The sequence below is a fragment of the Streptococcus parasanguinis genome (genome assembly GCF_016648855.1).
GTDB lineage: Bacteria > Bacillota > Bacilli > Lactobacillales > Streptococcaceae > Streptococcus > Streptococcus parasanguinis_L.
This window is the reverse complement of sequence record NZ_JACLQU010000006.1, coordinates 37,198-59,846: the sequence shown is the minus strand read 5'-3', so window position 1 is coordinate 59,846 and position 22,649 is coordinate 37,198. Positions and strand designations below refer to the sequence as shown.

Sequence of the window (22,649 nt, the reverse complement as noted above, 5' to 3'; positions counted from 1 at the left end):
ATGACTCAAGGAAAAATTATCAAAGTTTCCGGTCCCTTGGTGGTCGCATCAGGGATGCAGGAGGCCAATATCCAAGACATTTGCCGGGTCGGCGATCTTGGTTTGATTGGTGAAATTATTGAGATGCGGCGTGACGAAGCTTCTATCCAAGTATATGAAGAAACGTCTGGAGTCGGTCCAGGAGAACCAGTGGTCACAACCGGAGCTCCCCTTTCTGTTGAATTGGGACCAGGTTTGATCTCTCAGATGTTTGACGGGATCCAACGCCCCTTGGAACGTTTCCAAGAAGTTACTGCCAGTGACTTTTTGGTTCGTGGGGTGCAAGTTCCGAATCTAGATCGGGACACCAAATGGGACTTCGAGCCAAGTGTGACAGAAGGGACAGAAGTGGTCGCTGGAGACATAGTCGGTACCGTTCAAGAGACTAATATGGTGGAACACCGCATCATGGTACCGTTTGGTGTGAGTGGACGTGTGACCAAGATCGCAGCAGGTTCTTACACAGTAGAAGAGCCAGTTTATGAGATCGAGCAGGCTGACGGCAGCCTCTTTACTGGAAGTCTGATGCAAAAATGGCCGGTTCGTCGAGGCCGTCCCTTTGCACAAAAACTGATTCCAGTAGAGCCTTTGGTCACCGGTCAACGGGTTATTGATACCTTCTTTCCTGTTACGAAAGGTGGAGCTGCAGCTGTTCCTGGTCCTTTCGGAGCTGGAAAAACCGTCGTGCAACACCAGGTGGCCAAGTTTGCCAACGTAGACATCGTGATCTACGTGGGTTGTGGGGAACGTGGAAATGAAATGACGGACGTTCTGAATGAATTTCCAGAATTGATCGATCCAACAACTGGCCAATCCATCATGCAACGGACTGTTCTGATCGCCAATACTTCGAACATGCCAGTAGCAGCGCGTGAAGCTTCCATCTACACAGGGATCACCATTGCGGAATACTTCCGTGATATGGGCTATTCCGTTGCCATCATGGCCGATTCGACATCGCGCTGGGCTGAAGCTCTCCGTGAAATGTCTGGTCGTCTAGAAGAAATGCCAGGGGATGAAGGCTACCCAGCCTACCTTGGTAGCCGGATCGCCGAATACTACGAGCGTGCAGGTCGGGTCAAGACACTTGGAACTACTGCGCGCGAAGGTTCGATTACGGCAATCGGTGCCGTTTCCCCTCCAGGTGGAGATATTTCAGAGCCCGTGACGCAAAACACCCTGCGGATCGTCAAGGTCTTCTGGGGACTAGATGCTCAGTTGGCGCAGCGTCGCCACTTTCCAGCCATCAACTGGTTGAGTTCTTATTCCCTTTACCAGGATGAGGTGGGCCAATATATCGATCAGCATGAGCAGATTAGCTGGTCTGAAAAAGTGACCCGTGCTATGAACTTGCTTCAAAAGGAAAGTGAATTGCAAGAAATCGTTCGCCTGGTTGGTCTGGATTCCTTGTCTGAAAAAGACCGCTTAACCATGAATGCGGCCAAGATGATCCGCGAAGACTACCTGCAACAAAATGCCTTTGATGAGGTGGACACCTATACCTCTTTCAGCAAGCAGGTGGCCTTGTTGACCAACATTTTGACCTTTGACCAAGAAAGTCAGAAAGCGCTAGAATTGGGAGCCTACTTCACAGAAATCATGGAAGGAACCGTAACTCTTCGAGACCGCATTGCCCGGAGCAAGTTCATCCATGAGGATCAGTTGGCAACCATTCAAGCCTTGAAAGAAGAAATCGTAGAAACCCTACACCAAATCGTCGCAAAAGGAGGAGTAGACAATGAGCGTGATTAAAGAATACCGTACTGTCAGCGAAGTTGTTGGCCCCTTGATGATTGTCGATCAGGTCGAGGGGGTTCACTACAATGAACTCGTAGAAATCAAGCTCCATGACGGAACAACCCGCCAGGGACAAGTCCTCGAAGTCCAAGAAGATAAGGCCATGGTCCAGCTCTTTGAAGGATCTAGCGGGATCAATTTGGAAAAAGCCAAAGTCCGCTTTACCGGACGTCCCCTAGAACTTCCTGTGTCTGAAGACATGGTCGGACGCATCTTTAACGGGATGGGCAAACCCATCGATGGTGGTCCGGAGATTATCCCAGAGAAGTACTTGGACATTGATGGACAAGCCATCAACCCTGTTTCGCGGGACTATCCGGATGAATTTATCCAGACAGGGATCTCAGCCATTGACCATTTGAATACCTTGGTTCGGGGCCAAAAACTCCCAGTATTCTCAGGTTCTGGTCTTCCTCACAAGGAGTTGGCGGCTCAGATTGCTCGTCAAGCGACGGTTCTTAATTCTGAAGAAAACTTCGCCGTGGTCTTTGCGGCTATGGGAATCACCTTTGAAGAAGCCGAGTTCTTTATGAACGACCTTCGGGAGACAGGTGCGATTGACCGCTCGGTCCTCTTTATCAACTTAGCTAATGACCCCGCTATCGAGCGGATTGCCACTCCTCGGATCGCCTTGACAGCTGCCGAATATTTGGCCTATGAAAAAGACATGCACGTCTTGGTTATTATGACCGATATGACCAACTACTGTGAAGCCCTTCGGGAAGTATCCGCTGCCCGCCGGGAAGTTCCAGGTCGTCGGGGTTATCCAGGTTATCTCTATACCAACCTCTCAACCCTCTACGAACGTGCAGGACGCTTGGTTGGAAAGAAAGGATCTGTGACCCAAATTCCGATCCTCTCTATGCCAGAAGATGACATCACCCACCCCATCCCTGACTTGACAGGCTACATCACCGAAGGTCAGATTATTCTGTCCCGCGATCTCTACAATAGCGGTTACCGCCCACCGATCAATGTCCTTCCTTCCCTTTCTCGTTTGAAGGACAAGGGTTCTGGTGAAGGCAAGACTCGGGAAGACCATGCGGCGACCATGAACCAGCTCTTTGCGGCTTATGCCCAAGGAAAACAAGCCAAAGAACTGGCTGTAGTGCTTGGGGAGTCCGCCTTGTCAGATACCGACAAGCTCTATGTTAAATTTACCGACCGCTTTGAGCAAGAATACATCAACCAAGGATTTACCACCAATCGGACGATTGAGGAAAGTTTGGATCTCGGTTGGGAACTCTTATCCATCCTTCCAAGAACAGAGCTTAAACGGATCAAGGATGAGATGATTGACAAGTATCTGCCAAACAAAGAGGATTAGCCTATGGCACGATTAAATGTAAAACCAACTCGGATGGAGCTTACTATTCTCAAAGAGCGCCTCAAGACAGCAACCCGGGGGCACAAGTTGCTCAAGGACAAGCGGGATGAACTCATGCGCCGCTTTATTGAAGCTGTACGTGAGAATAATCGCCTGCGCCAAAAGGTAGAGGCGGCGCTTGTGGACAATATGCAAGATTTCGTGATGGCCAAGTCACTAGAGAGCGACCTCATGGTGGAAGAAATCTTTGCTGTTCCCACGCGAGAAGTGATGCTGCATATTGAGGAAGAAAATGTCATGAGTGTGCGCGTGCCCAAGCTCCATGCCCGTATCGAAAATCCATACGGAGATGATGAAGGGGACGTGGTTTATAGCTACCTCGCCTCCAACAGTCAAATGGATAGCACCATTCAAGAAATGGGGGACCTCCTCCCAGATTTGCTCAAGTTAGCGGAAATCGAAAAAAGCTGCCAACTCATGGCAGATGAAATCGAGAAAACCCGCCGTCGAGTGAACGGACTGGAGTATGCGACTATCCCAGACCTCAAAGAGACCATCTACTATATCGAAATGAAACTCGAAGAAGCCGAACGCGCCAACCTCGTCAGAATCATGAAGGTGAAGTAAGATACAAAGCCCGTAAAATGCAAAGTGAAAATAGGAAATTCTTGCAGTGAGCGATGCTCACAAGAGAATTTATCTTTTTCACCCAGCATTTAGGGCGTGTTCAATTCACAAGATACAAAGCCATTAAGCAACTCAAAGGAAAATAGGGAGCAGGACAGAAGCACTGTTGTATAGAATGCTTCGTTGTCCTGCCCCCACAAGGCTGATTAGGATTTTTCCGAGCTCTTAAAGCGAGAGAAAAATCCAATCAGCTACTGTGTCTTTGAAGTTAGTACTATTACAGTTTGCGTTTATCACACAGCATTTAGGGCGTGTTCAGTTATAAGATACAAAGCCGTAAAAAGCTATGTTCAATTACTTAAAAAATACAAGAACCTCATCGAGGAACCGCTCCTTGATGAGGCTTTTTTTGCGCCCTCGAACTCTTCTTCCAGGACCCTAATTTTATGTTACTAGTTTGTAACAATGTGACAAGAAAGACGAAATGTTACAAGAAAAATACAGTTTTGTTAAATAGCCAAAAAGGCCTTTTATTATTTTTAAATTGTGATAAGATAGTATGGTAGTTAATTTGTCCAAGAAAATCTTGAGCAAAAAAACAAAGAAAAAAGAGGATAAAAGATGAAATTAAAAGTTAATACGAAAGCCTTGATCGCTTCAACAGTAGCTCTTGCAGTGATTCCATTTACAAAAGCCACTGCAGAAACACTTGAAGATTGGGTAGCTCGCTCAGTAGATGAAATCAAACATGATATCCAACAAAGCGGTGACAACCAACAAACTTATACCATCAAATATGGTGATACATTGAGTTCGATCGCAGAAGCGCTTGGAATCGATGTTCATGTGTTGGCAAACTTGAACAACATCAGCAACATGGATTTGATCTACCCAGGTACTGTTTTGAAAACAACAGTAAATGATCAAAAAGAAGTAACTTCAGTTGAAATCCAAACTCCTCAAGCAGGTGCGACAGATGCAACCGTTGCAAGTGCTGACTTGACAACAAACCAAGTGACAGTTGATGACCAAACAGTCGCTGTCAACGATTTGTCTAAACCAGTAAACGAAGATAACAAAGCTGTTCCAGTAGCTCCAGCAGCGGAAACTCAAGAAGCCCCAGCGGAAGCTCCTGTAGTTGAAGTACCAGCAGCAGAAACACCAGCACAACCAGCTGTTCCAGAAACACCAAGCTACGGTGCTCCAGCTGCCAATGTTGCAACTCAAAACCCAGAAACAGCCTCAGCTTCTGCTCCTGAAGCTCCAGCAACTCAACCAGAAGCTCCTGCTGGAACACCAGCTCCTGCAGACGAAGCTCCGGCAGCACAACCAGCAGCAGTAGAAACTGCTGCAGCACCTGAAGTGCAACCAGTAGCATCAACTCCAACAACTGGTAATGCTATTCCAACTGATCCACACCTTCAACCACAAGCAGAAGCTTTCCGTCAAGAAATCGCTGCAAAATTTGGTATCACAAACATTGGTGGTTACCGCGAAGGGGATCCAGACGATCATGGTAAAGGACTTGCAGTAGACGTAATGGTTCCAACAAGTTCTGAACTTGGAGATCAAGTTGCTCAATATGCAATTGACAACATGGACCGTGCAGGCATCTCATACATCATCTGGAAACAACAATTCTACATGCCAGTAGACAACATTTACGGACCAGCTAATACATGGAACCAAATGCCAGACCGTGGTGGAGATACAGCAAACCACTACGATCACGTACATATCTCATTTAACGGATAATAAAACTTTGAACTAGGACAAGTGCCTAGTTCTTTTTTGTATGCACAAAAAAGGCCGGAAGACGAATCTTCCAGCCAGACGATGGTTATAAAATATGATCGACTTTTTCCACCTGATAAAGGGCAATCGCCATGATAATGGTTAAGACCAGTAGCATAAGAATGGCAGGTGTCCAAGAGTGGAAGAGAGATTTACTGTAGCCGAAGAGGATGGGACCAAAGGCTGCAAAGACGTAGCCTCCTGTTTGGGCAAGTCCAGAAAGTTGGGCTGTTTTTTCAGGTGTGCTGGATTTCATGGAGAAAGCGACCATGAGGTAAGGGAAGAGCGAACTAACGGAACTTCCAATTAGGGCATTTAATACCAACCAGTAGAAGAAGTTGCTGGTCGGGATTAAGAGCATGGCTACTCCCAGAATCCCTGCTCCAACAACAATGGCAAGCATCAAGCGTCGATTGCGATCGGATAACCGTGTCGTTAAACTTGGGATCGTCAAGGAGAATGGAAGACTGATCAAGGTGAACACTGAGGCAAGTAGTCCAGATTCAACCTTTGAAAGACCAGCTTGAACAGCCATGGTCGGAAGCCAAGTCATACTTGTATAGAAAAGTAGTGACTGCAATCCTCCGAAAATCATGATAGCCCAGACATATTTATTGGTATACCATTTGTTACTAGCTTCAGTAGTAGAAGCCTTTTTGAGCCGGTGGTTGTAGCGAAGGTTAGGAATCCAGATGACCAAAGCAAGAGCGCACAAGGCAGTCAAAAGAGTCACTAGACCTTGCCAAGAAGTGGCTTTGGTAATAGGAACCGCTACAGAAGAGGCGATCGCTGTGGACATCCCCATAGAGGTGATGTAGAGAGTCGTTAGCACACCGAGTTGCTTAGGCCGATTGGCCTGGATCAAGCTTGGAAGCAGAACATTGAGAAAGGCAATACTTGCTCCAATTAAGATGGTTCCCAGATAGAGAAAGGGAAGATTGATAATCCGAATGGCAGATCCGATCATCATTGCGATCAAGACAAGAAAGAAGAGGCGCTCAATTCCTAATTTTTGAGCAAACTGAATCGCAAAAGGTGAGAAAATGGCAAAGGTAAGAAGTGGCAAGCTAGTCAATAGTCCCAGAGAGCTCACATCAACCCCCAAACCAGCTGCGATGTCAGACAAGACCGTCGGAAGTGTAGTAAATGGTGTTCGTAAAACAATCCCAAGCATAATGATGCCCGGGACGAATAACATAGAATGTGTTTTTTTCATAAATCCTCCTCAGACAAAAATTCTCTTCATTATAACATAGATTGAGCACAAATTGGAGTAATAATACAAATGAAGGAGAAGGATCGTAGTTCTCACTTCCATAGAAAAAGCCACCGGTTTTGGTGGCTCTTATAGGGAGATTATTATGAAAAATTTTAGGATTTTCTATCAAACAAAGTTAGGAGGTCTTCATTTGATGGCTTTATTATAAGGTGGTTTACTTAAAGAAAACTTAAGAAAAGGCGCTGATCGAAAGAATCGGTCTGAAGTCTGAGAAAATACATTAGCCAGCATCCAAAACGGGATGCGTTTTTTATTTAAAATAATAAAGATCGTAGTTCTTACTAGCGTTCGAACTACATCAACGTACCTAAACTCATAAACGTTCGAAAAGAGAATAAGGATCGTAGTTTTCGCTTCGCTCAAACTGCGTCAACGTACCTAAGCTCACTAACGTTCACTAAGGTACATAGAGAAAAGGCCACCGGTTTTGGTGGCCCTTATAGGGAGATTATTATGAAAAAGTTTAGGATTTTCTATCAAACAAAGTTAGGAGGTCTTCATTTGATGGTTTTATTATAAGGCTAATTTCTTAAAGAAAACTTAAGAAAAGACGCTGTTTATAAGAATCGGTCTTAGGTCTGATAAATTTTACAACAGAAGCTATTTAGATTTTTTTCTAAATAGAGTTGACAAAATCATATGAAAGGTTTACAATCTATTTAGAAAGATATCTAAATAGATTAGAGGAGATAAAGAATGAATTTTGCGCAAACATTTAAAGCTTTATCCAATCCGATAAGAAGAAGTATCTTAGAACTGCTAAAGGTAGGGAAATTATCTGCTGGCGATATCGCTAGCCACTTTGATGTAGCAGGAGCAACCATTTCCCATCATTTAAGCCTTCTCAAGCATGCAGATTTAATTCGAGAGGAAAAAGAGAAGAATTTTATCTACTATGAACTCAATACTTCAGTCTTGGAGGATTTAATGGTCTGGCTCGTTGATTTGAAAGGAGATTCTACTGATGAAAATGAATAAAAAACTATTGATATTAACTTCTATGGTGATACTTTTCCCCATGCTTTGGGGCTTGATGATTTGGTCGCAATTACCTAACCAAATCCCAATTCACTTCAATTTTGCTGGCCAGCCCAATAACTTCCAATCGAAACCCCTGGTTGTGTTTGGTCTTCCTATTTTCGATCTCATGGTGCATCTGTTTATGATCTTTATGATCGGTCGCGATTCTAAGAATAGCGCTATGAATGAAAAAATGATCAGAGCGATTTACTGGTTGACCCCAATCGTTTCCTTAAGTACCTTCTATCTCATCTATAGCAAGGCGCTAGGATCTACTACTAATCCATCAGTTTTTGTTTCGGTTCTGCTAGGGCTCATCTTTGTAATCATGGGCAATTACATGCCTAAGTTGAAAGTGAACCACACGGTTGGGATCCGCCTTCCTTGGACCTTACAGAGTGAAGATAACTGGCAAAAAACCCATCGCTTGGCAGGGAAGTTGTGGGTGATTGGAGGATTGATTCTTCTACTTGAAGCAGGCCTTCAATTCGCGTTTTCTTATGTATTGGTGCTGGTCATCCTCGCCATTGTGTTTATCCCTGTGATGTACTCTTATCAATTAAGTCGGAAAAATCGTTAGTATGAAAAACAACCAGAGAAGAACTAGTTGGGAACTGTTTCTTTTCCGGTTGTTTTTGCTTGTTCTCATGAAAATAGATTAGATTACATCTAAACATACGCTCTTAATAAATCTGAAGCAGTTGACATTTACCTTAATAAGATTAATCAAATTCGAGAAGAAAAAAGTAGTGATTCTATTGGTTTATATTGCAATGTACTCAAATGAACAAAAAGAAAAAAGCCTTTGAAATGTTGATTTCAAAGGCTTTTGTTTACTCAATTATTTAACTTCTATATAGATATCAACCGATATCAACTTTCTATTTTGAAATACCAAAATACTTGATATTATATGTTTTTGAAACTAGTTTCAAAGTGCTAATATTGACATGCAACAATTAAGTGGTAGAATAGAAATAGAGCATGAATTGTTAACTAGAAAGGAATAATCTCGGAAACAATATTGTTAACATTTTCATGTAAAACAGGAAAAATGATGTGCAATGAACTTAGCTTTATTGTATTTCAATAGTTGCTCAAAGTAAAGATGGCGTCCATTATATGTCCCATTGTTATTTTCTCCACAAAAATGTAAGCGCATACACAATGGGGCGTGTTTTCGGTTGTATCACTCAGACTTTACAGGATATATTAGAGAGGTGTAATTTATGAAACGCTTTAAGAATGTAATTGTTCGTATTCCTGGAAGAGGAATTAGTGAAGGTATTACTTCTAATCCAGAACTTGGAAAACCTGTTTATGAAAGTGCATTAGTTCAACATGAACATTATGTTGAAGCTTTAACTAAATGTGGAGTCAAAATTAATGTGTTACCACCAAATGACGATTTTCCAGATTCATGTTTTATGGAAGATACTGCACTCTGTACGGATAAATGTGCTATAATTTCCAGACCAGGTGCGGATACTCGTCGAAATGAGACTCAACTAGAAGACTTCCGTAAACTGCTATCTAGTTTTTATTCAAATGTTCATGAAATTAAAGCTCCAGGAATGGTTGAACCTGGCGATATTATGATGGTTGGCGATACCTTCTATGTTGGGAAATCAGCCCGTACAAATGATGAAGGTTTTGCACAGATGAAAGAAATATTAGAGGGATATGGTAAAACGGTCATTCAAGTCCCGTTGGAAGAAGTATTGCATCTTAAGACAGGAGTCAATTATTTAGAGGATAATAATTTATTGGTTGCTGGTGAATTTGTTGATAATCCTTTATTTGAATCATTTAATAAGATAGTTGTTGATTCTGATGAAGCATATGCCGCAAACTGTATATGGGTTAATGGAACTGTTATTGTTCCAGCCGGATATCCTAAGGTTCAATCTGCCGTTGAACATTTAGGATATGATGTTCTTGTTGTCGATACCTCTGAATATCGTAAAATTGATGGTGGTTTGAGCTGTCTTTCATTACGTTTTTAATAAAACAATATATATGATGGGATAAAGATTTTCTTTTTCCCATCATATTTAAAAAAATAATTTAATTTTTATGGGGAGGATAGTTATATGACTGAGAAAAATACTGTCCAACAAAATGTTAGTCTACTCGGCTTAGTTGCTTTAACAGTTACTACGGTAATAGGTGCAGGGGTTTTTAATTTACCACGTGATTTAGCAAAATCTGTAGCTCCAGGCCCTGCTTTAATTGCACTAGTATTTGCAAGTATTGCCTTTGCTGTTTTCGTTTACTGTTTGAAATATCTACAAGATCACTATCCAGATTTAGACGCAGGAATTTTTAGTTTTCCAGAACAAGGATTTGGAAAGTTTATTGGATTTTTATCTTGTGTAGGATATTGGCTATCTATTGTTGTAGGTAATATTTCATTAGGAGTACTTTCGGTAAGTTCTCTTGGATATTTTATTCCAATGTTTCGTGGGGGAAATAATATCCCTTCTTTAATTCTGTTATCAGTTATTTTATGGGTCTTCTACTATATATGTGCGTCAGGAGCGAGAAACGCTTCATTAGTTAATACTGTTATTTGGTTTGCAAAAATGATTCCAATTGTAGTATTTATTATAGCTTTATTGATGGCATTTAAGGTAGATGTATTTAACTCTGGACTGTGGGAAAACGCTTTCGCTTCAAATGATTTACCTTCATCTATAAATGGTCAAATTGGAACAGCTATGAGTTCAACTATTTGGGTGTATGTTGGTATTGAAGGGGCATTAATCTATTCTGCACGTGCGAAATCGAAATCAGATGCATCAAAAGCAATTGTGATTTCTTATATTGTAATTGCAGTGACGTATCTCTTGCTGACCTTCTTAACCTTTGGAGTACTTTCACAAGTACAAGTTTCAAAAATGGAAGTACCTGCATTAGGTGGCATATTAGAGGCAGTCGTAGGCAAATGGGGAGCAATTCTAATGAACCTAGGTATTGCACTTTCAGCAATGGGATGTTGGTTCGGATGTTGTTTATTTGCTGGTGAAATTTTAGATGTTGCAGCGAAGCATGAAATTGTCCCTAAATTCTTTGGTGTTGAAAATACTGTTGGGCAACCAACAAATTCATTACTGGTATCCACAATTATTCAACAAGCATTTTTCATTACCATCATAATCAATGAATCAATTTATAATGTTATGGCTTTATTTGCTTCAAGTACAATGTTGGTTCCATATTTCACAGTTAGTTTGACTATGATTAAAAAATCAATCAAGTTTGATAACGGTTTTAAATTGAATGCTTTGCTTGGTTGTATTTCAACTATTGCAATGGGATATTTGATGTATTCAACAGGCTGGAAGTATATTATTATTACAGCACTTCTTTTCGCCCCTTGTATGATTGTTTACTATTTGGCTCGTAAAGAAAATAATAAGAAATTCCTCACTAATATCGAAAAAATTATTGCCCTAGTAATAGTAGCCTTGGCAATTGTCAGTCTAGTCCTGATTTTTAACGGTACAATTGATTTATCTACCATGTAAAAAATAAATAATAGATTTGAGGTGAACAACGTGGGTTATCCAAAGTTTGTTATTGATAAGAAAAAGTTAAAACATAATGCCAAAAATGTATTAGACATGTGTAATGATATTGGAATTGAGGTTGTTGGTGTAATAAAAGGAATTAACGGACTTGAAGAAATTATTAAGACATTAATAGATGCAGGTTTTAAAACGTTGGCTTCTTCGCGACTATCTCAATTGAAAAGAGTAAAAGAGATTAATCCAAATATTCTTACTTACGACTTACGTATACCAATGCTTAGTGAAGTTGATGAATTAGTTTCTTGTGCAGATATTAGCTTGAATTCTTCGTTAGAGATTTTAAAAGAATTAAACCGGGCTGCTTCAGAGCAAAATAAAATTCATAATGTGATTATTATGACTGAATGTGGTGATTTGCGTGAGGGAATTTTTGACGAAGAGGAATTGCTGAATACAACACGTACTGTTGAACAAGAATTAAAAAACTTACATTTATTAGGCGTTGGAACAAATCTAGGGTGTTATGGCTCAATTATGCCTACCCCAGAAAAAATGATGGAACTGATTTCAAAGGCTGAAAAAGTTAGTAAAGCAATTGGACGTAGGATTGAGGTTGTTTCTGGGGGTGCTTCAACTAGTTTACCTTTAGTTGCAAAGGGATCTATGCCAGAGGGTATCACGCAGCTAAGAGTTGGGGATGCGTTATATATTAGTGATTTGGATGATTGCTTTGATTATAAGGTATTTCCTGATGAAGATGAAGCGTTTACGCTACAGGCGGAAATTGTTGAATTGAAAAACAAACCAAGTCATCCAATTGGTACAATTGCAGTTGATGCATTTGGAAACAAGAAGGAATATGAAGACAAAGGTATTCGTCGCAGAGCTCTGATAGCGGTTGGAAGGCAAGATTTAGGAGATTGTTTACATCTTCGGCCATTAGACTCAAACATTGAAGTAATTGGTGGTAGTAGCGACCATACGATATTAGATATTACTGAAAGCGAACATTGTTACGAATTAGGAGATATTGTTAGTTTCCATGTAATGTATGAAAATCTATTGATGTTAAGCCAATCTGAGTATGTTGAAAAAGAATATATTTAGAAGAATATGATTGCTGGAGGAAGTAATATGATAAAATATGAGAATATTATTGTTAGAAAACCATGTAAAGCGATGCTTGAAGGAATTAGTACAGGAATGTTCAGTGACGATAAGCCTATATATGAAAAAGCAATTAGTCAGCACCAAGAATATGTTGATGCAATTGAAAGTTTAGGAGTAAAAGCACTGGTTCTTGAAGCTTTAGAGGAATACCCAGATTCATGTTTTGTTGAAGATCCAGCAGTAGTAATGAAAGAATGTGCAATTATTACTAATTCCCCAAGAGAATCGAGGAACGGTGAAAAATTTGAAATTGAACCTGCTATAAAGAAATTCTACGCTGACGAACAAATCTTTCACATTGAATCCCCAGGAACGATGGAAGGTGGAGATGTAATGCTTGTAGGAAAACATTTCTATGTAGGTTTATCTGATCGTACCAATAAAGAAGGTGCTAAACAATTTGGTGAAATAGTTTCTCAATTCGGTTACACTTCTTCCACAATACCAGTGACAGAAGGTTTGCATTTGAAAGATTTTGTGATTTATCTAGAAAATAACAATATGTTGGTTAGTGCAAGAATGAATGAAGTTCCCGAGTTCAGAGAATTTAATAGATTTGTAGTTCCTAAAGAGGAATTATATGCAATTAATAGTTTGTATATAAATGGCACAGTGTTAGTTCCTGATGGATACCCAAAAACATTAGAACATATAAAAAATCTAGGTTACCCTGTAAAAGTCGTTAATACAGACGAATTTAAGAAAATCGATGGTAGTTTAACCTGTTTATCTTTGCGTTTCTAATTTGTTTAGTTACCCTCAAGAATAAAAAGATTATTTTAAAATACTATTGAGAGTAATTTTCCATTACTTACAGCAAAAGAAACACTCTAATTCACATTCTGATATGAGACCTCTTAAGTAGACATGGTAAATACCTAAAATCTACTTAAGAGGTCTTATTATGGATTCCATAATTCCTATGGTAGTTTTACCCGCTACAGAAATTATAGAGCCAATTTCTTAAACAACACAAAAACGCTCTAGACAATATGACTAGAGCGTTTTCTATATATCCGAACATCTAATTTATTTCACAAAAAATGTAGTCAAAAATGTAGTCATTCGGTTGATTTTTATTGCAATACATTGAAATTCGAAAATTCAAGAATTGCATTAAATCAAGGTTTTTTCGCCTCTACTGAAACGTAATGACCCACTATTTAACCTCTGTAATTATCAAGTATTACAACCTATATTTCTTTTAATATTTTATCAAATAATTTTTCTAATTTCCATAATTCTCCATAGACAGTTCCATCCATATAAAGGTTGTAAATTTCATCATCTTGTTCCACTCGTATTTGTGCAGAATACCCTTTTGATAGTGCTAAGGAACGAATAACTTCCCGTTGAGTTCGTCCATTACCTTCTCGAAAGGGATGGAAATAATTAAGATTATCAAGAATTTTTGCTAAATGTTTAATGATTTCATCTCTTGAGTTGGCAGTTTGATGATAGGAATGAATGAGATGATTTATATAAGTTTCCGCAGCATTAAACGACTGTATCGACATAAAAGGATTACCACTTTTAGAGATATTCACCTTGCGATATTGTCCTGACCAAGTATAAACATCTTGAAACAAATAGTTATGAATGGCTAAAATATTACTCATGGAATAGACTTTATTGGCTTTCAAGCGCAAATCTGCAAGTCTTTTAGTAACGAATAAGTGTTCATTTCGGTAGGCTTCTTCAATATTTGTAACATTTTGTTTATTGATTAAGACTGTGGAATTTGGATAGGTATATTGGTGATTGGGATCAATGTACTCATAGCCTTCGTATTGATTTTTAACCAATATTCAATTCCTTTCGTCTGTTGATAACATAAGTTTTTAAGTCAATCACATCTTGAACAGTAGGTTCATAATTTTCAATCATTGATGACCCAATAGCATACCAGACAGTATCAAAATCTGAAAAGTTATCAAAGGGAATCCCTAAAATTGTTAATTCTTCTTTATTTACATCAAGAGTCATGGCACACCTCCTTGTATAGAGTTATCCTTATTATACCATAAAATCGGTATTTTCACCTAAAGGATAGAGACCAAAAGATATATGTAAGTGTATAGATTAATACTTACAGAACTAAAAATATTCCCCTGTTTTTAGTCTAGCTGAAACCCATACTTTCCAAACCAGGTCTTAAGAAAGCTCGTAAAGCATCACAATTATCAAAACGTTAATCAACACGCTTATATCAACGTTTACAGACATTTAAGAAATTTCTCTTGGATGTCTTTTTTTGTCTAGCTAAATTTTACAAATTGGGCAATTTAGGTTACTCAATAATATAAAAAAGATAAAAATTTAAAGTTCGAATTTTAATTTTAAAAAAAGTAATTATTATTGAATATCTGTTCAAACATTTTATCTTTTCTAAGGTTAATATAAGTATATATACTTTAAAAAAGGAAGTCAAACATCTTGCTCATAGATTTTTGCATTTTTAAAAAATACATTTTGTCATATAATAATGTGGAAAATTGACGGATTCCTTAAATAATCATATAATATGAAAATGTAAACCCTTACATACTATTCTACTTATACTTGATAAAATGCAAGTTCTTGAGGATCTATAAATATATAGACACTCTTCTATTTATAAAGTGAAATAAAGAATCACGGAGAAAGTTTATGGATATTAAAGAGACATTCAACCAGCTAGACAATACAAAATTTAATGATTTCAATAATCGCCTTGAAGGTTTTGAGAAACTTTTTAAAGACAAATATTATTTTACCCATCCCGAAGATTTTAGCTCAATCTTTAGCATTTTGGTAAAGTATGGAAAAAGTACAAGTAAATATATTTTATCGAAAGGAGAGATATATGAGTGAAATAGTTATTAATGCTCAGAATTTATCTAAAAATTTTTATAATTTTGATTCAAGACTCCCATTTATCAAGAGATTTTTGAAACGTAATCAAATAACGATTCGAGCTGTTCAAGATATTAGTTTTACGATTAAGAGAGGGAGTATAGTTGGCTTTATTGGGAGTAATGGAGCTGGTAAATCCACAACGATTAAAATGTTGACTGGGACTCTTTATCCTAGTTCCGGAAAATTAGAAGTGAATGGAGAAATTCCATTTAAAAGAAGTATAAATTTTAGAAAAAAAATTTCAATAGTAGTAGGAAATAAATTACAGTTATTTCAAGATGTTTCGGCTATGGATTATTTTCAATTGATTGGTACTTTATATGAGGTAGAACCGGCGATTTTACAAGAACGAATTCAGGAATTAAGCAATTTGTTGAATGTAAAAGATCAGCTTTACCAGCAGGTCCGGACCCTCTCTCTTGGACAAAAAATGAAAATGGAGTTTATCGCGGCATCTTTAACAAGTCCGGAAATATTATTTTTAGACGAGCCTACTATAGGGTTAGATATACAGTCTAAAAAAGATATCAGAACATTTTTAAAGAAAATGAATGAAGAATGTCATACTACTATTATTTTAACGAGTCATGATATGGATGATATTTCGTCTGTTTGTGACGAATTAATCGTCATTGACAAAGGAAAAATTATTTTGCAGGAGTCAATGGATGTTATTTTATCTAAATTTTCTGATTTTAAATATTTAAAGATAAAAATGACATTAGATTTGGTACCAGAGTTATGCTCTGTTAAAGGAGTAGTAGTCATTTCTCAAACAAAATCGGAATGTATACTAAAAATACCTAGAGATTTTGTCTTTGAGACATTAGAATCAATCAATAAGCTTGTAGATATAGAAGATTTTGAAATATCAAATCTTTCTTTAGAAGAAATTATTTTACAAAACTATTTTACAAAAAAGGAGCACAATTGAAAAAAGAAATGTCTATTATTCTGATATCATTTCGATCTATTTTGAACTATAAATCAAGTGTACTATTGTTAATGTTACAGGCAAGTATACAAATTATGATATCAGTATTTTTATGGACGTATATATATCAGAGTAACCAGATAAATATAGCAGGATATGATTTTACCTCAATGGTTCAATACTATTTGGGGACTATAATTTTTTCATATTTTGTTTTTTATCCAGTTGATTGGGAAATCAATGACGATGTTCATTCAGGAAATTTTTTTAGCATATTAATAAAACCTGTTACTTTTTATAAGTATTATTTTTGTAAAATGCTTGGAGATAGGCTTGCTCATTTATTATTTATCATCATTCCTGTCATTTTATTCTCCAGTGTTTATTACAAGAATGAGTTATTAACCATTGAAATTCTTATTTTAGGAAGTATTGCAATTATTCTATCTATGGTTCTATGGTTTTTAATATCATGTTGTGTAGGTATGCTTTCTTTTTGGTTAGAAAATATATTTTTTGTCCTTACTGTTAAAGAAATAGTAATTCAGTTTTTATCAGGAATATTATTGCCTTTAAGTTTTTTTTCAAATAATTTTCGTCTGTTTTTAGATGTATTACCTTTTAAATACTTAGTATATGAACCGCTTCAGATGTTTAGTAATGATACATATAAATTAATAGACTATTTGAGAATTATTTGTATTCAATTGATTTGGTGCATCATTTTTTATATTATATCAAGATTCATATTGAGAAAAGGAGTGGAGCACTTCTCAAATGTGGGAGGATAAAATGTTTAGAATAAAAGTAATTTTTAGGCTACTTCATTTTGGTTTTAAATCTGATATGAATTTTCATTTTGACTTCTTTTGTGGTCTATTTTCGTCGATACTGTGGATTGGTTTACCTATTGTATTTTTTAGATTGATTTTCTTAAACATAGACTCTTTTAATGGTTGGGACTATTATCAAATTTTATTTTTGGTAGGTTCCTACACTATTGTAGATGGAGTTATGATGGGATTGTTAATTAGAAGTATGGGAATTTTAGAATCAGATATTTTGAGTGGTAACTTGGATCAAATTTTATTGAGGCCGTTTGATACTCAGTTGTTCTATATTTTTAGATCATTTAATTTAGTTCAATTCGTGAATACTTTTTTTGGTCTTGCGATCATTTTTATAAGTTATGGAAATTTAAATGTACATTTAAATTCATTAAAAATATTATTTTATATCCTTTCTTTAATGTGTGGTTGTATTATATATTATTCAATTTGGTTTCTAATAACGATTAGTTCATTTTGGTTCCCAACTAAATTTTCAAAAGTAGATGTATTTTTGAATTATATTGGAATTTCTAAGTATCCATATAATATTTTTACAGGTATTAACAGATTGATCACTATGTTATTTGTTCCCAATTTATTAATTGCCAATCCTGCAGTATTAATATTTTTAGGGAAAGATACATTGAACCTATTTTTCTATCAAATAGTTTTTACAGTTTTTTTGATTATTATCAGTCGTACAATTTTTAGAAAAGGATTGAAAAAATATGAAAGTGCAGGAAGATAAACAATGTTGTTCAGTTATATGTTTGACTAAAGGAAGTGATTCGCTGTACTTTGTTTTGTGGTCATTGAAACATCAGATAATTATAAACTATAATTTAAAGAATAGTATTATTAACTTATAGGTGCTAAGAAAAAATTTAAAGAAATTCCCTCATTCAATCAAACTTATTCATATTTTTTAAAATAAGAAAATAGTTGGATTTTGATGATGGTTGATATAAAGCTAAACTGAAAGTACCTGAAATCCAACTGTGTCAAACCAGGTCATACGATCTGTGAGAAAAAGAACACATAACAAAAAGAGGAGCTTCACAATAAAGTTCCTCTTCTTTTATATATCCGAATCATTATTCTTATTTCAAAAAAGGTAGTGAAAAAGGTAGTGATTCGGTTGATTTATATTGCAATGTAGTGAAATTTAGAATTTCAAGAATCGCTTAAAATCAAGGTTTCTAACATCTATTGACGTGTAGTGAACCCCTATTTCACCTCTGTAAACACAACGTGTTTGCGAAGTTTTGGTGAGTACTTCTTCAATTGAAGACGGTCTGGAGTGTTACGTTTGTTTTTAGAAGTAAGGTACAAGCGTTCACCAGATTCTTTGTGTTCAAGTGTAATATTTACGCGCATGGTATCTCCCTTCTATTATTCAGCTGATGCAGCTTTAGCGATCTTACGTCCTTTGTAGTATCCTTTAAGTGATACACGGTGTGAACGTGAGTAATCTCCAGTTGCTTCGTCAAAGTTTACAGATGGAGCTGTTACTTTGTAGTGCGTACGACGTTTGTTTTTCTTCGCTTTTGATGTGCGACGTGCAGGTACTGCCATTTCGTTTTTCTCCTTTTAAGATATAAATTCAATTAGGTTTGATTTTCATCAACTGTAACAGTATAACAAAACTTTTTTGTAAAGTAAAGTTACTTGACAAAAAAATTGAAATTTTTGAAAGAAACTTTTCTGTTGTCTGTTTCTCCAAAGTCCATGCCTATCTTTGTGGCCTCTTTTATGCTATAATGGTAAAAAATGTAACGAGAGGAATGACATGACAGAATTAGACAAACGCCATCGTAGTAGTGTCTACGATAGCATGGTAAAATCTCCCAACCGTGCCATGCTTCGCGCGACGGGAATGACCGATGAAAGCTTTGAAAAACCAATTGTCGGAGTGATTTCGACATGGGCGGAAAATACCCCTTGTAACATCCACCTTCATGATTTTGGAAAATTGGCCAAAGAAGGTGTGAAAGATGCAGGTGCTTGGCCGGTCCAATTTGGCACCATTACAGTTGCGGATGGGATCGCTATGGGAACACCAGGGATGCGCTTCTCCCTAACGTCACGTGATATCATCGCGGATTCTATCGAAGCGGCTATGGGCGGTCACAACGTCGATGCTTTTGTAGCCATCGGGGGCTGTGATAAGAACATGCCTGGCTCGATGATCGCCATTGCCAATATGGATATCCCGGCGATCTTTGCCTATGGTGGTACCATTGCACCGGGTAATCTGAACGGCAAGGATATCGACTTGGTTTCTGTTTTCGAAGGGATCGGGAAATGGAACCATGGTGATATGACCGCTGAAGAAGTGAAAGATCTTGAATGTAATGCCTGCCCTGGCCCTGGTGGCTGTGGTGGGATGTATACGGCTAACACCATGGCGACAGCGATTGAGGTCCTTGGGCTGAGCTTGCCCGGTTCCTCTTCTCACCCTGCTGAATCAGCTGATAAAAAGGCGGATATCGAAGAAGCAGGTCGTGCAGTTGTGAAGATGCTGGAGATGGGACTCAAACCTTCTGACATCTTGACCCGTGAAGCTTTTGAAGATGCGATTACAGTGACCATGGCGCTCGGTGGTTCTACCAATGCCACTCTTCACTTGCTTGCGATCGCTCACGCAGCTAATGTGGACTTGACGCTGGAAGACTTCAACGATTTCCAAGAGCGCGTACCTCACTTGGCAGACTTGAAACCTTCAGGGAAATACGTTTTCCAAGACCTTTACAATGTCGGTGGCGTGCCAGCTGTCATGAAATACCTTCTGAAGAATGGGTTCCTTCATGGGGATCGTATCACCTGTACTGGTAAAACAGTAGCTGAGAACTTGGAAGCCTTCGCTGATTTGACACCAGGTCAAAAAGTCATCATGCCACTTGAAAATCCAAAACGTGCGGATGGTCCATTGATCATCTTGAAAGGGAACTTGGCTCCTGAAGGGGCGGTTGCTAAAGTATCAGGTGTGAAAGTTCGCAACATCACAGGTCCTGCTAAGGTCTTTGACTCGGAAGAAGCTGCCATTGAAGCCGTTCTTTCAGACGAAATCGTGGATGGCGACGTTGTTGTTGTTCGTTTCGTAGGTCCGAAGGGTGGTCCTGGTATGCCGGAAATGCTGTCCTTGTCATCTATGATCGTTGGGAAAGGCCAAGGGGACAAGGTTGCCCTCTTGACAGACGGACGCTTCTCAGGTGGCACGTACGGTCTCGTTGTCGGACACATCGCACCTGAAGCTCAGGTCGGTGGCCCAATCGCCTACCTCCACACAGGGGACATGGTGACAGTTGACCAAGATACCAAAGAAATCACCATGCATGTCTCAGACGAAGAATTGGCGAAACGGAAGGCTGAAACAACCTTGCCACCACTCTATAGCCGTGGGGTTCTGGGTAAATACGCCCATATCGTTTCTTCAGCATCACGTGGTGCTGTAACCGACTTCTGGAATATGGAACAGTCTGGTAAACAATAATTGCAAGGACGACTTTGTCCAAATAGAGAGTGGGACAGAAATCGGTCATTCGTTAGAATTCGATTTCGTCGTCCCACCTCCGCACAGTTGAGTAGGGCTGTAAAAGCTGATGAAATCAGCGTAGTAGAGCCCACTCAACCACTGCGTCTTGCTCGACAATCCAAAAACAATTGAGAGGCTAGGACTTTTGTCCCAGCCTCTTTTTTTGGCTCAAAGTGGCTATTTTCGACCTTGTCGCTGAAACGTATGAATATTACATTTTGGTGGATTTGAGTGTATCATCTGTCATTTTTCTTGTAAATCAGTCTATAATTTGCTATAATTGTGACTAATCGAATCAATCCTTTAATACTGTCCAGAGAGGCAGGCAAGGAGCTATGGAAATGAAAGGCCTGGGAAGACCAGCCTATATTTTGTGTATCTCCTTGTTGTGGGGGATTTTTTTGTATAGTTGAAAAGTGGTTTGATAAAAAAGAAATCGTCGATGATGGAAGCAGGGAGTGCATCCTTACGATTTGGTCATCGAAGGTAGATGTTTTTGTTCAGCCATAGCTTGTCGCATCTTAATTTTAGGAGGTTTTTACGATCGTGAATGACGTTAAATATGATGTGAATGATATGCCAAAACCTGGTTTATTGGTTGGTTTATCTTTCCAGCATTTGTTTGCCATGTTTGGGGCGACAGTGCTGGTGCCGATTTTGGTTGGGATTGATCCTGCCATTGCTTTGTTCTCATCTGGTTTGGGGACCTTGGCTCACTTGACAGTGACCAAGTATAAGATTCCTGCTTATATGGGGTCTAGTTTTGCTTATATTGCTGCTATGCAGATGCTGATGAAGTCAGATGGAATCGCAGCAGTTGCGCAAGGTGCTATGGCGGGTGGCTTGGTCTACTTGTTTGTAGCTCTGATTGTTAAGCATGCGGGTAAAGATTGGATTAATAAGGTCCTTCCACCAATCGTGGTTGGTCCCATTATCATGGTAATTGGTTTGAGTCTTGCGGCGAATGCAGTCACTGATGCGACAACCTTAAATAAAAGCTATAGCGGTTATGCTCTATTGATTTCGATGGTGACCCTCTTTGCGGTCATCCTATTTAACATGTATGGCAAGAAGATTGTCGGTGTCGTCCCAATTTTACTTGGATTAATTGTGGGCTATATTTTCTCATTGGCTCTTGGTTTGATGACAGGACATAGTTTTGTCAATTTCTCAGAGGTAAGTGCGGCGCATTGGATTCAAGTTCCAAACTTTGACATTCCATTTGTGGATTATAGCTTTAAGCTCTATCCAAGTGCGATTTTGACCATGGCTCCGATTGCCTTTGTGACCATGACGGAACATTTTGGGCACCTCATGGTTTTAAATAGTTTGACTGAGCGTGATTACTTTAAGGATCCAGGGCTTGACCATACGCTTACTGGTGATGGCTTGGCACAGATTATTGCCGGATTCTTTGGAGCTCCTCCGGTAACTTCTTATGGGGAAAACATTGGGGTTATGGCCCTTAGTAAGGTCTACTCAGTTTACGTTATTTCAGGCGCAGCAGTGATTGCGGTTGTCATGAGCTTTATTGGGAAGCTATCAGCACTCTTGCACTCTATTCCAACTCCTGTATTGGGAGGGTTGTCTATTGCCCTCTTTGGGGTGATCGCTGCTAGCGGTTTGAAAATTTTAGTTGAACATAAGATTGATTTTGATAATAAAAAGAATCTCTTGATTGCTAGTGTGATCTTGGTATCAGGGATCGGTGGTTTGATGATTGACCTCGGTGGTCTTCAAATCACGGGTGTCGCAACGTCAACCATTCTTGGGATTGTGTTGTATCAAATTCTTCCAGAACCAAAAGCTGACGAGGCTTAGTACATTCTGGTAGTGAAAAAGTTTTAATGGATTCAATCATCATAA

General features: G+C 38.6%; 21 protein-coding genes. 16 read left to right on the top strand and 5 right to left on the bottom strand.

What is annotated here, in order from left to right:
- The 4 genes from H7T92_RS05250 (at window position 1) to H7T92_RS05235 (ending at window position 5,545) form a co-directional block, all read left to right on the top strand.
- Window positions 1-1,791: a V-type ATP synthase subunit A gene (locus H7T92_RS05250; protein ID WP_201037261.1), complete on the top strand. Its 1,791-nt coding sequence runs from the start codon at window positions 1-3 to the stop codon at window positions 1,789-1,791.
- Window positions 1,778-3,163, top strand: a complete 1,386-nt coding sequence (locus H7T92_RS05245) for a V-type ATP synthase subunit B (RefSeq protein ID WP_003002370.1) — start codon at window positions 1,778-1,780, stop codon at window positions 3,161-3,163. The genes H7T92_RS05250 and H7T92_RS05245 overlap by 14 nt, the downstream gene beginning before the upstream one ends.
- A gap of 3 nt (window positions 3,164-3,166) precedes the next feature.
- Window positions 3,167-3,790, top strand: a complete 624-nt coding sequence (locus H7T92_RS05240) for a V-type ATP synthase subunit D (RefSeq protein WP_201037260.1) — start codon at window positions 3,167-3,169, stop codon at window positions 3,788-3,790.
- Window positions 3,791-4,411: 621 nt separating this feature from the next.
- Window positions 4,412-5,545 (top strand): LysM peptidoglycan-binding domain-containing protein, encoded by a 1,134-nt coding sequence (locus tag H7T92_RS05235; RefSeq protein ID WP_118096294.1) that lies wholly within the window; start codon window positions 4,412-4,414, stop codon window positions 5,543-5,545.
- 85 nt (window positions 5,546-5,630) lie between these two features.
- Here H7T92_RS05235 and H7T92_RS05230 read toward each other — a convergent pair whose 3' ends face one another.
- Entirely contained in the window at window positions 5,631-6,800 is a 1,170-nt protein-coding gene (locus tag H7T92_RS05230; RefSeq protein WP_201037259.1) for a CynX/NimT family MFS transporter, read from the bottom strand.
- A gap of 759 nt (window positions 6,801-7,559) precedes the next feature.
- On the opposite strand from H7T92_RS05230, the gene H7T92_RS05225 reads away from it, so the two are divergent.
- The 6 genes from H7T92_RS05225 to H7T92_RS05200 all read left to right on the top strand — a co-directional run bounded on the left by H7T92_RS05225 (window position 7,560) and on the right by H7T92_RS05200 (window position 13,330).
- Window positions 7,560-7,841, top strand: coding sequence for an autorepressor SdpR family transcription factor (locus tag H7T92_RS05225; protein WP_201037258.1), 282 nt, complete (start codon window positions 7,560-7,562; stop codon window positions 7,839-7,841).
- The gene (locus H7T92_RS05220) at window positions 7,828-8,463 is read left to right on the top strand and encodes an SdpI family protein (protein WP_201037257.1); all 636 of its coding nucleotides are present in this window, start codon (window positions 7,828-7,830) and stop codon (window positions 8,461-8,463) included. Before H7T92_RS05225 ends, H7T92_RS05220 begins: the two co-directional genes overlap by 14 nt.
- Before the next feature lie 649 nt (window positions 8,464-9,112).
- On the top strand, window positions 9,113-9,889 hold the full coding sequence (locus H7T92_RS05215) for a dimethylarginine dimethylaminohydrolase family protein (RefSeq protein ID WP_150905024.1): 777 nt from the start codon (window positions 9,113-9,115) through the stop codon (window positions 9,887-9,889).
- A gap of 87 nt (window positions 9,890-9,976) precedes the next feature.
- On the top strand, window positions 9,977-11,413 hold the full coding sequence (locus H7T92_RS05210) for an amino acid permease (RefSeq protein ID WP_201037256.1): 1,437 nt from the start codon (window positions 9,977-9,979) through the stop codon (window positions 11,411-11,413).
- Between the two features lie 30 nt (window positions 11,414-11,443).
- Window positions 11,444-12,523 (top strand): alanine/ornithine racemase family PLP-dependent enzyme, encoded by a 1,080-nt coding sequence (locus tag H7T92_RS05205; RefSeq protein WP_150905028.1) that lies wholly within the window; start codon window positions 11,444-11,446, stop codon window positions 12,521-12,523.
- Between the two features lie 27 nt (window positions 12,524-12,550).
- Complete coding sequence (locus H7T92_RS05200; protein WP_201037255.1) at window positions 12,551-13,330, top strand: dimethylarginine dimethylaminohydrolase family protein; 780 nt, start codon at window positions 12,551-12,553, stop codon at window positions 13,328-13,330.
- A 449-nt stretch (window positions 13,331-13,779) separates the two neighbouring features.
- Here H7T92_RS05200 and H7T92_RS05195 read toward each other — a convergent pair whose 3' ends face one another.
- Together H7T92_RS05195 and H7T92_RS05190 are read right to left on the bottom strand one after the other, a co-directional pair.
- The gene (locus H7T92_RS05195; protein ID WP_201037254.1) at window positions 13,780-14,391 is read right to left on the bottom strand and encodes a Fic/DOC family protein; all 612 of its coding nucleotides are present in this window, start codon (window positions 14,389-14,391) and stop codon (window positions 13,780-13,782) included.
- Window positions 14,384-14,572 carry a hypothetical protein gene (locus H7T92_RS05190; protein WP_014713950.1) on the bottom strand — a complete coding sequence of 63 codons (189 nt, stop codon included), beginning with the start codon at window positions 14,570-14,572 and terminating at the stop codon, window positions 14,384-14,386. The genes H7T92_RS05195 and H7T92_RS05190 overlap by 8 nt, the downstream gene beginning before the upstream one ends.
- Window positions 14,573-15,235: 663 nt before the next feature.
- On the opposite strand from H7T92_RS05190, the gene H7T92_RS05185 reads away from it, so the two are divergent.
- The 4 genes from H7T92_RS05185 to H7T92_RS05170 are packed head-to-tail and all read left to right on the top strand — an operon-like array spanning window position 15,236 to window position 17,996.
- Entirely contained in the window at window positions 15,236-15,439 is a 204-nt protein-coding gene (locus tag H7T92_RS05185; RefSeq protein WP_003010127.1) for a hypothetical protein, read from the top strand.
- On the top strand, window positions 15,432-16,418 hold the full coding sequence (locus tag H7T92_RS05180) for an ABC transporter ATP-binding protein (RefSeq protein WP_003010129.1): 987 nt from the start codon (window positions 15,432-15,434) through the stop codon (window positions 16,416-16,418). Before H7T92_RS05185 ends, H7T92_RS05180 begins: the two co-directional genes overlap by 8 nt.
- The gene (locus H7T92_RS05175; protein ID WP_003013825.1) at window positions 16,415-17,209 is read left to right on the top strand and encodes an ABC transporter permease; all 795 of its coding nucleotides are present in this window, start codon (window positions 16,415-16,417) and stop codon (window positions 17,207-17,209) included. Before H7T92_RS05180 ends, H7T92_RS05175 begins: the two co-directional genes overlap by 4 nt.
- 1 nt (window position 17,210) lies before the next feature.
- A complete protein-coding gene (locus H7T92_RS05170) occupies window positions 17,211-17,996 on the top strand; it encodes an ABC transporter permease (RefSeq protein ID WP_003013947.1) in 786 nt (261 codons plus the stop codon).
- 479 nt (window positions 17,997-18,475) lie between these two features.
- On the opposite strand, the gene rpmG is transcribed toward H7T92_RS05170, so the two are convergent.
- Together rpmG and rpmF are read right to left on the bottom strand one after the other, a co-directional pair.
- On the bottom strand, window positions 18,476-18,625 hold the full coding sequence (rpmG, locus tag H7T92_RS05165) for a 50S ribosomal protein L33 (protein WP_001265622.1): 150 nt from the start codon (window positions 18,623-18,625) through the stop codon (window positions 18,476-18,478).
- A 15-nt stretch (window positions 18,626-18,640) separates the two neighbouring features.
- The gene (rpmF, locus tag H7T92_RS05160; protein WP_003009516.1) at window positions 18,641-18,823 is read right to left on the bottom strand and encodes a 50S ribosomal protein L32; all 183 of its coding nucleotides are present in this window, start codon (window positions 18,821-18,823) and stop codon (window positions 18,641-18,643) included.
- A gap of 214 nt (window positions 18,824-19,037) precedes the next feature.
- On the opposite strand from rpmF, the gene ilvD reads away from it, so the two are divergent.
- Together ilvD and H7T92_RS05150 are read left to right on the top strand one after the other, a co-directional pair.
- On the top strand, window positions 19,038-20,741 hold the full coding sequence (ilvD, locus tag H7T92_RS05155) for a dihydroxy-acid dehydratase (RefSeq protein WP_049472637.1): 1,704 nt from the start codon (window positions 19,038-19,040) through the stop codon (window positions 20,739-20,741).
- A gap of 588 nt (window positions 20,742-21,329) precedes the next feature.
- Window positions 21,330-22,604: a uracil-xanthine permease family protein gene (locus tag H7T92_RS05150; RefSeq protein WP_049522925.1), complete on the top strand. Its 1,275-nt coding sequence runs from the start codon at window positions 21,330-21,332 to the stop codon at window positions 22,602-22,604.
- Window positions 22,605-22,649: the final 45 nt, after the last annotated feature.

Excerpts from the sequence above, each read along its gene's own strand:
- H7T92_RS05210 (WP_201037256.1), top strand. The coding sequence starts at position 9,977 with ATGACTGAGAAAAATACTGTCCAACAAAATGTTAGTCTACTCGGCTTA.
- H7T92_RS05250 (WP_201037261.1), top strand. The coding sequence starts at position 1 with ATGACTCAAGGAAAAATTATCAAAGTTTCCGGTCCCTTGGTGGTCGCA.
- H7T92_RS05180 (WP_003010129.1), top strand. The coding sequence starts at position 15,432 with ATGAGTGAAATAGTTATTAATGCTCAGAATTTATCTAAAAATTTTTAT.
- H7T92_RS05215 (WP_150905024.1), top strand. The coding sequence starts at position 9,113 with ATGAAACGCTTTAAGAATGTAATTGTTCGTATTCCTGGAAGAGGAATT.
- H7T92_RS05245 (WP_003002370.1), top strand. The coding sequence starts at position 1,778 with ATGAGCGTGATTAAAGAATACCGTACTGTCAGCGAAGTTGTTGGCCCC.
- H7T92_RS05190 (WP_014713950.1), bottom strand. The coding sequence starts at position 14,572 with ATGACTCTTGATGTAAATAAAGAAGAATTAACAATTTTAGGGATTCCC.
- rpmF (WP_003009516.1), bottom strand. The coding sequence starts at position 18,823 with ATGGCAGTACCTGCACGTCGCACATCAAAAGCGAAGAAAAACAAACGT.
- H7T92_RS05185 (WP_003010127.1), top strand. The coding sequence starts at position 15,236 with ATGGATATTAAAGAGACATTCAACCAGCTAGACAATACAAAATTTAAT.
- H7T92_RS05240 (WP_201037260.1), top strand. The coding sequence starts at position 3,167 with ATGGCACGATTAAATGTAAAACCAACTCGGATGGAGCTTACTATTCTC.
- H7T92_RS05230 (WP_201037259.1), bottom strand. The coding sequence starts at position 6,800 with ATGAAAAAAACACATTCTATGTTATTCGTCCCGGGCATCATTATGCTT.
- H7T92_RS05225 (WP_201037258.1), top strand. The coding sequence starts at position 7,560 with ATGAATTTTGCGCAAACATTTAAAGCTTTATCCAATCCGATAAGAAGA.
- H7T92_RS05235 (WP_118096294.1), top strand. The coding sequence starts at position 4,412 with ATGAAATTAAAAGTTAATACGAAAGCCTTGATCGCTTCAACAGTAGCT.
- ilvD (WP_049472637.1), top strand. The coding sequence starts at position 19,038 with ATGACAGAATTAGACAAACGCCATCGTAGTAGTGTCTACGATAGCATG.
- H7T92_RS05170 (WP_003013947.1), top strand. The coding sequence starts at position 17,211 with ATGTTTAGAATAAAAGTAATTTTTAGGCTACTTCATTTTGGTTTTAAA.
- H7T92_RS05220 (WP_201037257.1), top strand. The coding sequence starts at position 7,828 with ATGAAAATGAATAAAAAACTATTGATATTAACTTCTATGGTGATACTT.
- H7T92_RS05200 (WP_201037255.1), top strand. The coding sequence starts at position 12,551 with ATGATAAAATATGAGAATATTATTGTTAGAAAACCATGTAAAGCGATG.
- rpmG (WP_001265622.1), bottom strand. The coding sequence starts at position 18,625 with ATGCGCGTAAATATTACACTTGAACACAAAGAATCTGGTGAACGCTTG.